Annotated in this window: 10 protein-coding genes, 1 tRNA gene and 1 pseudogene; 3 read left to right on the top strand and 9 right to left on the bottom strand. The window is 56.2% G+C overall.

Annotated features, from left to right (window positions below; genetic code table 11):
- The first annotated feature begins 50 nt into the window (after nucleotides 1-50).
- Together IT41_RS18240 and IT41_RS21985 are read left to right on the top strand one after the other, a co-directional pair.
- Nucleotides 51-127: transfer RNA gene (locus IT41_RS18240), tRNA-Met, on the top strand.
- Between the two features lie 361 nt (nucleotides 128-488).
- Nucleotides 489-722, top strand: a complete 234-nt coding sequence (locus IT41_RS21985; protein WP_036744048.1) for a hypothetical protein — start codon at nucleotides 489-491, stop codon at nucleotides 720-722.
- 3 nt (nucleotides 723-725) lie between these two features.
- On the opposite strand, the pseudogene IT41_RS21980 reads toward IT41_RS21985, so the two are convergent.
- From IT41_RS21980 to IT41_RS18190, 9 genes and pseudogenes are all read right to left on the bottom strand, one after another.
- A pseudogene (locus IT41_RS21980) lies at nucleotides 726-1,781 on the bottom strand (recombinase family protein); the annotation flags it as partial.
- Between the two features lie 37 nt (nucleotides 1,782-1,818).
- Nucleotides 1,819-2,019: a type II toxin-antitoxin system prevent-host-death family antitoxin gene (locus IT41_RS18225; RefSeq protein ID WP_036744045.1), complete on the bottom strand. Its 201-nt coding sequence runs from the start codon at nucleotides 2,017-2,019 to the stop codon at nucleotides 1,819-1,821.
- A gap of 423 nt (nucleotides 2,020-2,442) precedes the next feature.
- Nucleotides 2,443-3,225 carry a hypothetical protein gene (locus IT41_RS18215; RefSeq protein WP_036744044.1) on the bottom strand — a complete coding sequence of 261 codons (783 nt, stop codon included), beginning with the start codon at nucleotides 3,223-3,225 and terminating at the stop codon, nucleotides 2,443-2,445.
- 109 nt (nucleotides 3,226-3,334) lie between these two features.
- Nucleotides 3,335-4,288, bottom strand: coding sequence for a hypothetical protein (locus IT41_RS18210; protein WP_013368614.1), 954 nt, complete (start codon nucleotides 4,286-4,288; stop codon nucleotides 3,335-3,337).
- A complete protein-coding gene (locus IT41_RS20340) occupies nucleotides 4,285-4,947 on the bottom strand; it encodes a Fe(II)-2OG oxygenase family protein (RefSeq protein ID WP_013368615.1) in 663 nt (220 codons plus the stop codon). The genes IT41_RS18210 and IT41_RS20340 overlap by 4 nt, the downstream gene beginning before the upstream one ends.
- 215 nt (nucleotides 4,948-5,162) lie before the next feature.
- Nucleotides 5,163-6,923, bottom strand: a complete 1,761-nt coding sequence (locus IT41_RS18205; protein WP_036744041.1) for a UvrD-helicase domain-containing protein — start codon at nucleotides 6,921-6,923, stop codon at nucleotides 5,163-5,165.
- Complete coding sequence (locus tag IT41_RS18200; protein ID WP_231564822.1) at nucleotides 6,916-8,976, bottom strand: ATP-dependent nuclease; 2,061 nt, start codon at nucleotides 8,974-8,976, stop codon at nucleotides 6,916-6,918. Before IT41_RS18200 ends, IT41_RS18205 begins: the two co-directional genes overlap by 8 nt.
- Before the next feature lie 200 nt (nucleotides 8,977-9,176).
- Nucleotides 9,177-10,460 carry an McrC family protein gene (locus IT41_RS18195; protein WP_036744038.1) on the bottom strand — a complete coding sequence of 428 codons (1,284 nt, stop codon included), beginning with the start codon at nucleotides 10,458-10,460 and terminating at the stop codon, nucleotides 9,177-9,179.
- Nucleotides 10,460-12,274, bottom strand: a complete 1,815-nt coding sequence (locus IT41_RS18190; protein WP_013368620.1) for an McrB family protein — start codon at nucleotides 12,272-12,274, stop codon at nucleotides 10,460-10,462. Before IT41_RS18190 ends, IT41_RS18195 begins: the two co-directional genes overlap by 1 nt.
- Nucleotides 12,275-12,551: 277 nt before the next feature.
- On the opposite strand from IT41_RS18190, the gene IT41_RS18185 reads away from it, so the two are divergent.
- Nucleotides 12,552-13,286, top strand: a complete 735-nt coding sequence (locus IT41_RS18185; protein WP_425320068.1) for an ArdC family protein — start codon at nucleotides 12,552-12,554, stop codon at nucleotides 13,284-13,286.
- Nucleotides 13,287-13,326 lie beyond the last annotated feature (40 nt).

Raw genomic sequence — 13,326 nt, 5'->3', positions numbered from 1 at the left:
CGCCAGACGCAGCACGACAGGCGCAGCCGCGCAAAACACGCGCAAAATGGCGCGGGGTAGAGCAGCCCGGTAGCTCGTCAGGCTCATAACCTGAAGGTCGTAGGTTCAAATCCTACCCCCGCAACCACTGATAACGACAAACCCGTAGCATCCGCTGCGGGTTTTGTTGTTTTTGCAGCCTTTCCAATGGCTTGCCGTTCCGTCCAATTGAGGATCGTGCCCAGTTCACCGTGCAGCGTTGCGTAAATCTCGCCGCGTTCCGGCCCCGGTGTCAGCGAAATCTTCTCGATCAGGCCCCGCAATGTCTCCGCTGCTTCCTGCCGCTCTTCCTTGCGGTTGAGCGCCTTGGTCAGGGCAGAAACCTTCTTCGCATAGATCGCTGAGGCACTCGGCAGAATGTCCGGTGTGTCCTCTGGCGCGTCGGCCAGCAGGGTGTTCAGTTCGGTCTTGCGCGCCTCCAGCGTGTCCATCTCAGCCTTCATGCTCTCATGGAACATGCCAGCCTTGATCGCCTCGATGATGCCGCGGATCTGCTTCTCGATCTTTACCAGTTCCGCTTTCCAGGCATCGCCGCTGGAGCGGCGTTCCCGGTTCAGCCGGTTGGTCTCCTCGGCATAAGCGCGCATCGCCTCCTCAACGATCTCAGGTGCCATCATGCGGTCCTTCAGACCGGAGAGCACGCGGGCTTCCAGTTCCTCACGCGGGATCGTGCGGCTGTTTGAACAGGCACCCTTGCTGATGTGGTTCGAGCAGGCGAACCGATCAGCGCCGCGAAGCGAGTAGGGGCCTCCGCAGCAGCCGCAAAACACCAGGCCGGACAGAAGGGACTTCGGCCGACGAGTGCCGTTCAGGCGGTTCTTCTTGTGGTGCTTGCGCACGGCTTCGGTGACGTTGGCAAACTTCTCGGCGATCTCGTCCTGCCGGACACGAACGGACTGCCAGAGTTCGTCATCGACAATGCGCAGCTCCGGGACATCCTTGATGATCCAATCGGATTCCGGGTTCAGGCGTGACACCCGCTTTCCGGTCGATGGATCTTTGATATAACGAAGCCGGTTCCAGATCAGACGGCCGATATAGAGTTCATTGTTGACCAGCCCCGTGCCGCGCTTCACATGGCCGCGGATGGTGGTGTCGCTCCAGAGCTTGCCAGCCGGACCCGGGACACCCTCCTCATTCAAGGTGCGGGCGATTGTGCGCGGACCCACGCCGGCGGCAAACTCGCGGAAAATGCGCCGGACAACATTCGCCTCGGCTTCGTTGATCTCCCGATCCCCGCGAATGGGATCACCGCGCGCATCGAGCTGTTTGACGACATTGTAGCCAAAGCACAGGCCGCCACCCGATTTGCCGTCCTCGACGCGGCCTCGAATGCCGCGATGGGTTTTGGCAGCGAGGTCTTTCAGGAACAGCGCGTTCATCGTGCCCTTGAGGCCGACATGCAACTCGCTGATCTCGCCCTCGGACAGCGTGACAATCGGAACGCCAGCAAATTTGAGGTGCTTGTAGAAGGTGGCGACGTCAGCCTGGTCACGACTGATGCGATCCAGTGCCTCTGCCAGCACAACGTCGAACTGTCCTGCCTGTGCGTCCTGCAGGAGTGCCTGAATGCCGGGGCGGAGGATCATGCTCGCGCCTGAGATGCCAGCATCCTTGTAGGTGCCGACGATCTTCCACTTCTCGCGCTTCGCCTGTTCGCGGCAGATGCGGAGCTGGTCCTCGATCGAAGCTTCGCGCTGATGGTCGGAAGAATATCGGGCATAGAGCGCAACGCGGGTCATATCGGCAGTCCTTTCAAGCTCCGTGTGAGGGGGCGAGTTAATTCTGTTCAGGTTCGGAGGCGGCTTCGACGGCTTTGCCGCTGCGCTGCGCCGCTGCCAGCAACTCGTCATATTGGGCGGCCGACATCAGCACAAACTCGCGCCGGCCATGTCGCGTGATCTCTACCGGCTCACGATGAGACTCGTTCAGATACTGTCCGAACTTGCGCTGGAATTCGAGGGATGTTGTGGTTGGCATCGCAGACTCCAGGAGAATAGGTCCGCTTATAAAATACGTGTTACACGTATAAATGCAAGAGGAATTGCAAATCAACTACGAAGGTGGTGTTGAGCTTTGCGTTCCGCTGCCAGCTTCCGCTCGAACTGCTCGCGGGCGATCTGGCGACCGATCAGGCGAGCCAGCGACATCAAGGCAGCGTCTCTCCGCGCGGGATCATTCCGGTCCGTTTCCGGTCCGGTCGAGGCTGTAACCTCGATGCTGATCCTGTTTCGCTTGACCGCCATCGTCTCCAAAATCCCATCCCCGGAAAGGGGCTGGGGCAATGGAACCGCGGAATGTCAGCGTAGGGAAGGTCTCGGGAAACGCTGTGCGGCGAATGGGATGCTTTGGCGTAGAAAAGGGACGGGTCGGTTGGTGGCGATGTACTCCACTATCGCTCTGTTAGTCGGTTCGGGGCATTATTTGTGCTAGTTCATCGGTGGGACTCGTCTTGTAAGCATCGCAAAGATGGAAAAGCTGCAGTCCGACCGACTTCCGCAGCGTCGCTAGCGCATCTCTAAACCGCAACCAACTGGGGTTTCCGCTGTCGCAACGTAGCGTCACCAAGTCGATTTCCTCGACTTGAACGAAGAACGTCAGGATCGTTTTCGTCAATGATTGGAGTACCTGATCCAGTTCGCTACCTTGGGGTAGCCCCCTTCGTAAATCAAGTAACCTGAACCGCAGACGGTCCAGCGATTGGCGAACCCGGTCGGGAAACTCTGCGTCAAACGACTCCCAGAGTGCGCGATGGTCCTCAAATTCTGAGACTATGTCCTTCGCAAGCTGGGGCGCCTGTTGCCGTGTCTGCAAAAGCACGAGGCTTTGCGCATAGCCTTTCGTGCGAACCTCCGCGATCAGCGCCTCATGGTCACGTTTCCACTGACGGAGAAGTTCGGGCTTGTGAGGCGAAGCATCTTTATCAACGATGTCACCGCATTCCCTACAAAGCCACAAGCCGTTTGAGATGTGCTTGCGCTGTTCAGGAGTTTGGTTCTTATCGTAGCGCGGCCCGTTGCTTGCGGCGGCCCTTATGTGAGCGGCATGACCGGTTCTCAGGCTCTTCGCCTGATCCGAATGTGGCCCCGCAGTCAACTTCAGGCAGTCAGGATTCGAACAGAAGTACGCAGCTCGTTCTGCAAGTGTTTGTTTGGTTCTGGGTGAGAACTCATCTCGCGCGCCCATAGTCTTCTCCTTCGGCCGCTCCGTGGCAGCTAGTTTTCTTTAGGGCTCTCTCCACCGCTCTCCGCAGCGCATCAATGGTGTATCGGGCCAAGTTACCTTGAGCCGACTATTAACGCTCGTTATTGTCGTCTTCGTAGTCGGACCAATCGTCAGCGGGAGCATAGTATTCTGCTGCATCGTAGGTCTGAGTCTTCTTGTATCGATCGCTGAGCCCCACTGCGGCGAGTTTGGAGAGGCCAGCAATCTTGAGGCCGCAGGCTACGCATTCAAAATGCGTCGGGAGATACTCCTGTGTCTCGATGATTTCGTCGTCGTCGAGCTTCTGCGTTGGGGCCGAAACCGGCTCTCCCAGCACAAGTGCGGTCGACGCACATGACGGACAGTCGACTCTATGACCGCTTTGACGGGTGGCCCACACTGACGCCTGCGTTTGCAGCGTCGCGCGCTCGTGTTCTGGCTTGGCGTTCCAGACCTTCTTGTGCGCCTCAACGTCCCCCCTCACGGCTTTCGCACTCTCATCTGCAGCTGCATCGATCAGCTTCCTAGCAACCTCCGCTTCGTCTTCGCCAAGAAGCTCATCGAGTGGGATGCCCATTGACGTCAGAAGGATTTGGCAAGTCTGATAGAATCTTGGTTGCCAGGTCGATCCCCTAATTCCCTCGAATGCGAGTTCGCCAGTATGAAGCTCGGCATTGCGCTTGCCGGTATGCACGACACCGAAGCTCTCATGCTCCTTGGTGAACTCCGGCAGTATCCCTGAAAGGCGTTTGAACACCTCGCTGATTGCGATGGATCTCGGCGAGAACCTCTCTTCGAACGGAGTGAAGCCAAGCGAAAAATAGAGATTCGACCCATTTTTATCGGCTTCTGCAAGCAGCGCGGGGCTTACATTTGCCAGAGCGGCGCGGGCAAGAAATTCTAGAGCGAGGCTCGACCAGAGGGCGTATTCCCATTTATCGCTGTCATATTCATCCATGTTCTGGATGTAGCGCACAGCCTTCGCGTAGAGTGCCTCCGGGTCGAAGGTTGCCGGCGTTGCGCCCGGCTTGATTGTCGTCTTCATTTTAGCCCTCCCAAATATACCCTCTCAATAGAACGATCCTCTCGTCCTGGCGGTATCGGCGAACGGGCATGCAGCATGCGCCAGTTGTCGATTATCAGGGTATCCCCCGGACGAATGAGGGCAATCGACAAAGGGTCACGTTTCGCAAGCCAATCACGAATCTGGGCGTCGGCGGTGTCGCCAACTTTGCTCGCTGGCCGAAGAAATATTTCATCCCATCGTAGGAGGTCGGTGCCATCTGACGTACGTTCGAGCAGGCGAAGAAGCACAAGGGCTCCATGGCGGGGCCGGCGTGGCTTGAAGACTGCGCGTGCGAGAGTGTCTCGAGAAACGGAGTTGACGAGCTCGCGGCCATCGATCAGCAATGTGGGAACGTCATCATATCCAATCAGGCATCGTAGGAGTAAGTAGCGCGGTGGTGTCCGCCAATGGGCAAGATCGGTATGAAACGGAAAACGGCCCAGACCAAAGTTCCCGCTATATGTATTCGGAGCCGATTCTTCGCGAGGAATTAAAGTTTGGACAAGACCGCCTTCCCAAGGCGTGAGTGGATCACCGAGTTCGTTAGCGACTTCGACGATGTCAGCATTAGGGCGATGCTGAGAGATTAGGGCGTAGCCGCTTTCGGTAATTTTTTGTCTCAGATCGAACCCCATCATTTCTCAGTCATTCAAGTTGCCTTCTGGGCTATCGGCAGGGCGCCGACTCGATATCGAGCGACGGCATGATGTAGATTGCCCCGCGATCCATGCTGTCGAGGAAATGCGTCTTGCTTGAAATCGCGGGCCACTCGTACGTTTGATCATGTGAGACAACGGGCTCTGGTTGTGACGATAGTCTCCATGTGCTTCTTGAAGTGGGCTCAGAATTGCTCTCATGTTACGACCGGATCAGGAGGCAGGGCTACGAGATTGTTCTCACCAAACAGCTCTGTGAGCTTTGCCATCGCTGCGGGACTAACGAGTTGCGTGAACAGCAAAGCTAGGCGCACCTTGGGGCGTGAACATGCAACATAGAACAAATTCCGATTGTTCTCGAAGAAATCCTGTTTGTCAGCAGGAGGCGCTGCATCCATCCATTCTAGGGTCTGTACAAAGTTGTATTTGTTCCAGCCACGTCCCACGATCACCATAACATTCTCGAACTCCGCGCCCTTCACGCCGTGCTTCGTAGCAAATGGCGTGTGCCCGTCGATGAAACGATCCAACGCTATCAATTCCGTATAGTGAACCGTCCGTAGCTTTCTAAGCTGTGTAATCCGGCGGGGTTCCCCTTCTACGGGTTCATCTCCGACCTCAGCGAGCTTCGCTTCGCGTTGTTCCACAGCGGCAGGCAGCCGCATGTGCGGCTGGGCGGCGATGAAGTCGATTATCTCGCCAATCGTTCCAGTCTGCCGCAACGCAATGAGGACGTTCATGCCATTGGTCCAGGCGATCTTGTCTTCATGACGACGGATGCGCGGCATGCCCGACCCGAACGCCTCGAACATTTCCCCATACCGGTTGGCCTCGAACGCAGCGCAGGCGGGTTCAAGCTGGTCCGCAAGAAACTTGATGTGAGGATCATCCTTCTTCAACCAAGGATCGTTGAACTGGCCATAGATGCTCCGAATGTTCTCGTATCCTTGCTCCCGAGCAAGTATACTGTGGCTGAGCATCAGTATTTTTGTTTTCTCTACCGATAGATCCCAGCCCTCGGCTGCCAGCCGATCCTTCATATGCTGAAAGTAAGCACGAGCTGCCTCGGGACTGGTATCATCTTTCCAGTGGCCGCCTCCCTGTCCGGTTCGTCGCTGCCCCGGCCAGTTGTTTGTATGAAATACACGGGTCTCACCCTGTGCAGCGGGATCGCTAACCATCTGCGGCAAGTCTGGACGCATACGGTTGAGGACCTGCACAATCGGATCAACGGACCGGAAGTTCGCTTGCTTGTCTATAACCTCCAGTGCCTGGTGTTCCACCAGCCCACATCCCTCGCCGTAAATCTTCTGCCAGTGGTCTCCGAAAAGACCGATCAAGGGGCCTTCACCTCGATCAAGAAACCACTCTTTCAACCCATCAACGAAACCGGCATCCGTGTCCTGATATTCGTCGATAAGCAGAATGGGATATCGTGAAGTCAGAACCCGACGAAATTTGGGGCGACTCATCGCCTGAATCATCAGCGACAATACATCTTCATGGCGAAGTGACACCTGATCGTCTGTCACGCCGGGGTAGCCAAGTTCATAATGAATACGACGATGACCGACGCCGCCGGTTTCCGCAAGCCGCTCCTCCCATGTCGGCAACCCGGGAACCAGTTCACGCAGTGTAGGCTGAAAATCCTGAAGGACTGACCAGCAAAAACCGTGCACGGTTTCGGGTCTCACCGCAGGGTGCGCGTTCGTTCTGGCAATGATCTCGTCCTTGGCGACGTTGGTGTAGGTGATGCAGCCGATCTGTTGGCGCTGCCGCAGCAACGCGGAGCCTTGCTTTTCAATCAATCTGCGAAGTGCTCTCTCAAGAGAATAGGTTTTCCCAGCTCCGGCGCCCGCCTCTAGACGAAAGCTGCGTCCTTCATCCAGGCAAGCGAACATGCGTTCCAGAGCAATGCGACCAGCGGCATCTGCGGGGCTTTCTTGTCCCTCAGCCATGTTCGCCTCCCTGGATGGGGGCGATCTCGACCCCGGCAGCTTCGGCGAGGATTTCGACCGCTACGGCCACTGGGGGAGGCACAGGGGCCGGATTACCCTGTGCCAACCATCTCAAACCTTCAGAGATGTAACGGGGAACAATCCACTCGGTGTTTGTGATCGCGTATTGCAGAGCAAAGGCGGACTTTTTTTGTTCCGCAGCGAGTTCATACGCCGCCGTTGCAACATCTTCCTCTCCAAGCGCGAAAAGGCCAGGGTTCGCGATTATGAACGCATCTTCGAAGCTCCGCCCGCACGCTCCACCATCCTGCTCTGGAATCTGGTACGCGATGCGCCTGCCATTTGTAATCTTCTCGTCTGGTGTTTTGATGAGCAAGGCAGCCGGAGATATATCGGCACCATACAATGCCTTTAGACAACCGTTACTCGTGAATTGCCCTTGGGCGACAGGTACGGCCTCGCGCTTGTTGTTTGCATTGGGACGAACCGCATCTATGTCCGTAAGAATCAATGTGCGGAGTTCGAGGAACGTCAGCAAATCGAAGAAGCGGTGAGCATAGGCTCCGCCTACTTCCATGACGGTGAGGTATTGACTGCCGAGCTGCGGTGCTCCAGGTGCCGCATTGTCCGTTTTTCGAATCATTGTCGGAAGGAGGAGGCGTTCCGACGTTCCCTCGATCAGGACGGCCTTATCGGCAAAGAACAGATCGCAACGGGTGAGAGTCAGATACTGATGTAGAAACTCCCGATCAGGCTCGGGCGCAGTTCCCATGCCCCGGCGAAGGTCTTTGATGATGGTCCGCCGGACGCCATTTTCGTCCGCTTTCGACAGGAAATAGCGCATGGATTCAAAGCGGGCCTCGTTAGCCATGTGCGGCGAATGCGTCGTAACGACAAACTGGACGGGCCAAGGGTGATTATCGTTCAATTGAGTGACGAAAGCATTCGTGATCTGATCAAGTTGCCGAATGAATACCTCCTGCATCTGGGGATGAAGGTGCGCTTCCGGCTCTTCGATGAATATTAGATGCACTCCAGCCGCCGTCGGTGTTGCCTGATACTCACGAAAGAAGCGCAAGAGTTGCAGCAGCATGAAGACGAGATTACGCACGCCGAGACCATTGTAGGTTTCTGGAAGTGTTATCCCGTTCTTCCCGACATAACGGACCTTGGTGTGATCGCTTAGCAACCTCTCAACGTCAAAGCTCGTCTCAGTGATGAGTCCTGGATCAGCCAGTCCGGGGTAGCCGAACAGTTCGAAGGTGGGCAGTAGCGATGTAAGCTTGACATTGAAGTCGCTGTGCAGATCGCTTTGAATGTCTTCGACAGCGCTTTTCAACTGTTCGGCGGTAGTCCGTTTTTCAGGGTCGGTCGGATCGCTTAGTGCCGACTGAAAAAGTATTTCTACGACTTTTCCGAGAACATCTCGTTCGCGTTTCGTGTCGTCACCCAATCCACGTTGCGCATTGATGAAGCCGCCTTGTATTATAGCAGTGAGCACTTTCGTTTCGAGCGGCTTCCTATTCGTGGGATCGTTAGGATCAATCGCTTCGAAAATCGATATGTAGTTGGCAGAAACCCGCGCTCCCAGAGCACGGAAAAGCGCACTTCTGGCATTCTCTGCATCTTCTTCTGGTGCAGGGAGATCGGCGAAGAGAAATGTAGTTGCGTCGGGTCGAGGGCCAAAAGTCAGGACAAGACGCCCATATGTACAATCTGGATTTAGGTCGATGATGCAGTCGCCCAAAGCTCCAAGGTCCGGCATGTCAACGTCGTACGAAACATCAATTATTATACGAATGACGGGAAGTGTATCCAGTACGTCTGAAACCTCCGCTCCGGCGCTGAACGCCTCAAATGCGTTCCAGAACTTCTCGTGACAGCCGAGAGAAAAATCTTCGAGACGGAAGGTGAGAGTCTTTTCTGAGAGGAGTCGGCGGAAAAGCTCTGCAATCGATGTTTTGCCGCTATTGTTTCGTCCCACGATCAGCGTGGTTCTATCTTCGAACCCAATCTCGACGTCCTGCAGCAATCGGAAGTTTTCAATCTTCACATTGTGTAGCTTCAATTTTCACGCCCCCAAATATAATGCCATCGTCTAGTCGTTAGTTCTGTAATTATACATCGCGAGATGTCCGATTCGGATCGGCGCAACGAGTATTTTTGCATGGCCCTAACTGCTTATGAAGCCACGATTTTTCATTTCCTTTCTATTTCCCTCAAATATTGCGCGGGCCGCCTGCAGGATCATCACTAAACTACTCTCGTCAGAAGAATATCTGCCCGAGGAGGAATGCCGTTTTCCTTATAATGGATCATGGCATAAGTGATTATCTCCCAATCCTTTCTTTGTTGGACTTGAGCCAAATCGACTTGCCAGATTTCCACTCTGCGGTCTGTGGCGGTATAGTGCCATGTCGTTGGTGGCGTGTGCTTCCGTCCTGGATAAAGAAGTATGACGCGGCTGGCGTTGTAGACCGCCCCATAGGACGCGAGTTGGTAAAGATCGGCTTGGCTCACATTTGGCGTAGAGCCGGGCTGTTTGCCGAGATCCTTCCATTTCGTATCAATGACCAGTGGACCTTCAGGCGTGTCAATGACGATGTCGGGGATTAGAGGGTAGGCGCCATGTTGCAACAGGGTGTGCTGTCGACGCTGAATCGACACTGATCCGGGCGGAAGAACCCGTTGCAGCCAGCGGGCAACATACCGTTCAAACAGCATGTTCATCGGAAAGAGCAACGAAATGCCCGTGCCGTGTCCGGAACTCGTGTTTTGCCACTCTGCTTCCATCAGCATGCGCGCAAGCATTTGGGCCTGACGAAACCGCTCATTCATCCGGTTCCAGACGATCCGCTCCCTCAGGGGGGCGGGGCTGGTGGGGATGTCGGCGAAGCGGGCTGTCAGATTAGCGATCCGGCGACGCAGAGGCTCGGAGTGCACGAAGGAGATGATGCGCAACAGGCTGGCCTTGAACAGCCGGTTGAGCGGCGTGTTCTCGGAAAACTCGTCAAACCGGCAATGCAGGCGGGAAGGATCAACCGAACGGTGAACGATCTGCTGCCGCACATCGAGCGCTCCCCGCAGCTTAGGCAAAACATCCTCCTCTGGCACATAGTCGCGCGTCAGACCGGATTTCGCTTGTTCTGCAAGGCGTGTCACAAACAGATTGATAAAGGCTTCGAGAAGATCGCTCTCCTGTGCGCCCATCTGCGCGATCTGCCCTTCTGAAAGCGGTATGTCGAAGGCCACCGCAATCATCCGCACAAGGGTTGCTCGCAATGCACCGTCCTCATCGGTGAGCTTGGGCAGTATTTCCAAACTTATCCCTGGAACGGAAATAATGCCGCAAACCTGCTTGGTTTCCAGCTGCCGAAAGCCGCGCGCCAGTACGCCGTTCTCAGCCACGCCAAGCCTGCGGGCAGCCGTGATAGCGGCAAGATGCAGTTGCTCGGCTTGTCCTTCGCTGATTCCGTCGGGGCCAATGGGCAGAGAGGACCATTCCGGCAGAGAGTAATGGCTTTTCTGCTTGGGCATTATTCCCGTCCCAGAAGAGCCATGTAAGCTGCTTCAGGATATCCGCCTTCTTCCCGAAAAACATCGGAATAGCGATACCGATCCTCAGCAAATCCTTCAGCCCCCTTGGGAACCGGAATAGGGGATCGATTCAGGAAGCCGTCGCCGCCACCCAGAACAATGCGAACCCGTTCAATGTCGTCATGGAAATACTCACGCAGCAGCGGGATGACCTTGAACGCCATGATCCGATCGAGGTCGGCTTTCGTCTTGACGCCCATAAACCAGGCGTGGCCGATCTGGGCATCCTCTCCCAGAAAATAGACAAGGCGCAGATTGAGGTTGTCCAGAATGGCTGCAAGATCGAGCGCACTATCGTCGAGCTCGATGCCTGCGAGTTCTGCGGAATCGGGTGGCAGTTCCTCAAACACGAAACGCCGCCGCAGTGCTGTATCCAGCAGCGAGATGGATCTGTCGGCCGTGTTCATCGTGCCAAGGATGTACAGATTGGCCGGAAGAGAGAATGCGGTCTTGGAATAAGGAAGTGTGACGGTGATCGCCGCAGGCGCTCCCCGTCTCTTGTCTGCCTCCAGAAGCGTGATAAGTTCGCCCAGAACCTTCGAGATATTGGCGCGATTGATCTCGTCAATGATGAGGACATGGTTGCCGGCCTGCTTCGACGCCCGCTCTGCAATCACTTTCAGAACGCCTCCTTCCGGTTCGAGCGTGAAGCCTGCCCCCGATGCCATCGGCTTGGGTCGCAGTCCCTCGACGAAATCTTCGTAGGTATAGCTTTGGTGGAAGGTGACGAAGCCGATGCGCCCGTCCTTGACCAGTTGCTCATAGGACGCGCGCACTGCACCCGGATCGGACGCCACCTGGCCTAGACATATCTCGACGGCGCGTTGTGCGGTACTGAATGTCTTGCCCGTACCCGGAGGGCCGTAGAAGATCGTATTCAGTTCAAAACCGGATGGAGCTGGCACGATGGCTTCTTCATCCAGTTTATCTGTCGAGTGCGCCTTCTTTTCTTTCGGCTTCTGCCAGACAGGCCTGAAGTCACCCTCGTAGAAATCGACGTGTGAACCATGCTTGGCTTCAAGGCTCTTGCGCAAAGTCAGAAGTGCGTCATCGAGCTTGGCTATGCTCATAGCACCGACATCGGCTGCGGTTATGGCCCCGAAGCCAGCCAGAATATCCCGTTTATGCTGGCCGGCGCTGATGCGCTCGAAGCTGTCAGGAAAAAGCAGGAAGGGCAGGATATGGCGCAACTGCCGATTTTCGCCGTTCACCTGTATCTCGAACCAACTGGCAAATGCGCCGCCGTCCCCAAGCAGGCGTCGACGTTCATCAACAGGCCTGGATTTGAGATCCTGCATGGCGGTAATCAACAGAACGAGCTCGCGCCATTTATTGTTGTTATATCCTTGGCCAGCCCGGCCCACACCGTAAAGGACCTGTTCGGTCAGGGCCGCCACATCTTGCGGCAAGTCCTGGCCTGACCAGGACCAAACCTCGCGGACTTTCCGATCCTTGGTCGGGGGAGAGACATCGCCACGCTGGAAGGCATAAAGTAGCCAGATCAGCTCGGCCATCAGGCAGTGCGCTTCAGCGGTTGCGTCAGACAGCTGGACTTTCAGCTTTTCAAAGAACTTGCCTTCGCCTTCATCGAGGTTCTGGACGTAGGTACGTTGCAAATCTGCAAAGTGTTCAGCGGTCCAGAGTGAGCGTCCAGGTGAAAGCAGGGAACCATCGCCGATCAGACAATCAGTGCGAAGGCGATCCATCGTCTCGTAAAGTGGAGAAAGATCAGCATCTGGGTTATAACGGGCCACGAAAATTCCTCGGAAATACTTAGATATGCAATATTCGTCTTCCGACTGGCGCGAGTCGGTCCAGCTTGCATAAGAAACCAGCAAAGCTCTTTTTGTCCAGTATACAGAGGCATTTGGGGGAAAGCCTTCCCCCTGGTCGGCACTGGCGTTGCCGACGCACCCCCATCAGCGGGGAGACCCCGCAACGCCCCCCGAGAGTGAGAGTGCGGACGGGGTTTCCGTGACGGGTTGAGGGCTGGAAGAGAGGCTTCCGGCGCCCGTCGCGGAGATCATCCCGATGGCCAGACATGATCGCAGCCCCGCTGACGGTGGCGCGCGCAGCAACCTTTACGACGACATCACCAACAAGATCATCGCCGAGCTGGAGCAAGGGCGTCTACCCTGGGTCCAGCCCTGGGGTGCGGCGCCCGATACCGCCCCGCTGGGCCTGCCGAGAAATGCGTCAACCGGCCGGTCCTATTCCGGCATCAATATCCTGATCCTCTGGGGCGCTGTCATCCAGCATGGTTACCCTGGTCAATCGTGGCTGACGTTCCGTCAGGCGCTTTCGCTGGGTGGCAATGTCCGGAAGGGCGAACGCGGCACCACTGTCGTTTATGCCGACCGTTTCACCCCCGAGGACGAAAAGCGCCGTGCCCGCGATAAAGGTGAGGACGCGCATGCCATTCCGTTCCTGAAGCGGTTCACGGTCTTTAACGCCGCACAATGCGATGGTCTGCCTGATGACATCACGGCAGTCGCGCCGCCACCGCCGCCGGGCCTGATCGAACCTCGGGTCGAGGCGTTGATCCGGGCCACCGGCATCGAGTTCCGTATCGGTGGTAATCGCGCCTTCTATATGCCGTCGCTCGACTATGTGCAGGTGCCGCCTCCGCAAGCCTATTTCGAGCCGATCAACTGGCACCGGACGGCCCTGCACGAGCTGGGTCATTATGCCGGAAGTGGGATTATGCCGACTTCGCAAGCGCTCTGCTGTAATTGCAGGCCAAAGTCCTCTTTGCGCTCGGCATAAACCGACGCCCAAACGAAACTCAAGGGAGCTGAGGAATTCG

The organism is Paracoccus halophilus (assembly GCF_000763905.1).
Taxonomy (GTDB): Bacteria; Pseudomonadota; Alphaproteobacteria; order Rhodobacterales; family Rhodobacteraceae; genus Paracoccus; species Paracoccus halophilus.
The sequence above is the reverse complement of the archived record's forward strand: the minus strand, read 5'-3'. Positions and strand labels throughout refer to the sequence as shown.

Excerpts from the sequence above, each read along its gene's own strand:
- IT41_RS18215 (WP_036744044.1), bottom strand. The coding sequence starts at position 3,225 with ATGGGCGCGCGAGATGAGTTCTCACCCAGAACCAAACAAACACTTGCA.
- IT41_RS18195 (WP_036744038.1), bottom strand. The coding sequence starts at position 10,460 with ATGCCCAAGCAGAAAAGCCATTACTCTCTGCCGGAATGGTCCTCTCTG.
- IT41_RS18210 (WP_013368614.1), bottom strand. The coding sequence starts at position 4,288 with ATGAAGACGACAATCAAGCCGGGCGCAACGCCGGCAACCTTCGACCCG.
- IT41_RS21985 (WP_036744048.1), top strand. The coding sequence starts at position 489 with ATGGAACATGCCAGCCTTGATCGCCTCGATGATGCCGCGGATCTGCTT.
- IT41_RS18185 (WP_425320068.1), top strand. The coding sequence starts at position 12,552 with ATGGCCAGACATGATCGCAGCCCCGCTGACGGTGGCGCGCGCAGCAAC.
- IT41_RS18225 (WP_036744045.1), bottom strand. The coding sequence starts at position 2,019 with ATGCCAACCACAACATCCCTCGAATTCCAGCGCAAGTTCGGACAGTAT.
- IT41_RS20340 (WP_013368615.1), bottom strand. The coding sequence starts at position 4,947 with ATGATGGGGTTCGATCTGAGACAAAAAATTACCGAAAGCGGCTACGCC.
- IT41_RS18205 (WP_036744041.1), bottom strand. The coding sequence starts at position 6,923 with ATGGCTGAGGGACAAGAAAGCCCCGCAGATGCCGCTGGTCGCATTGCT.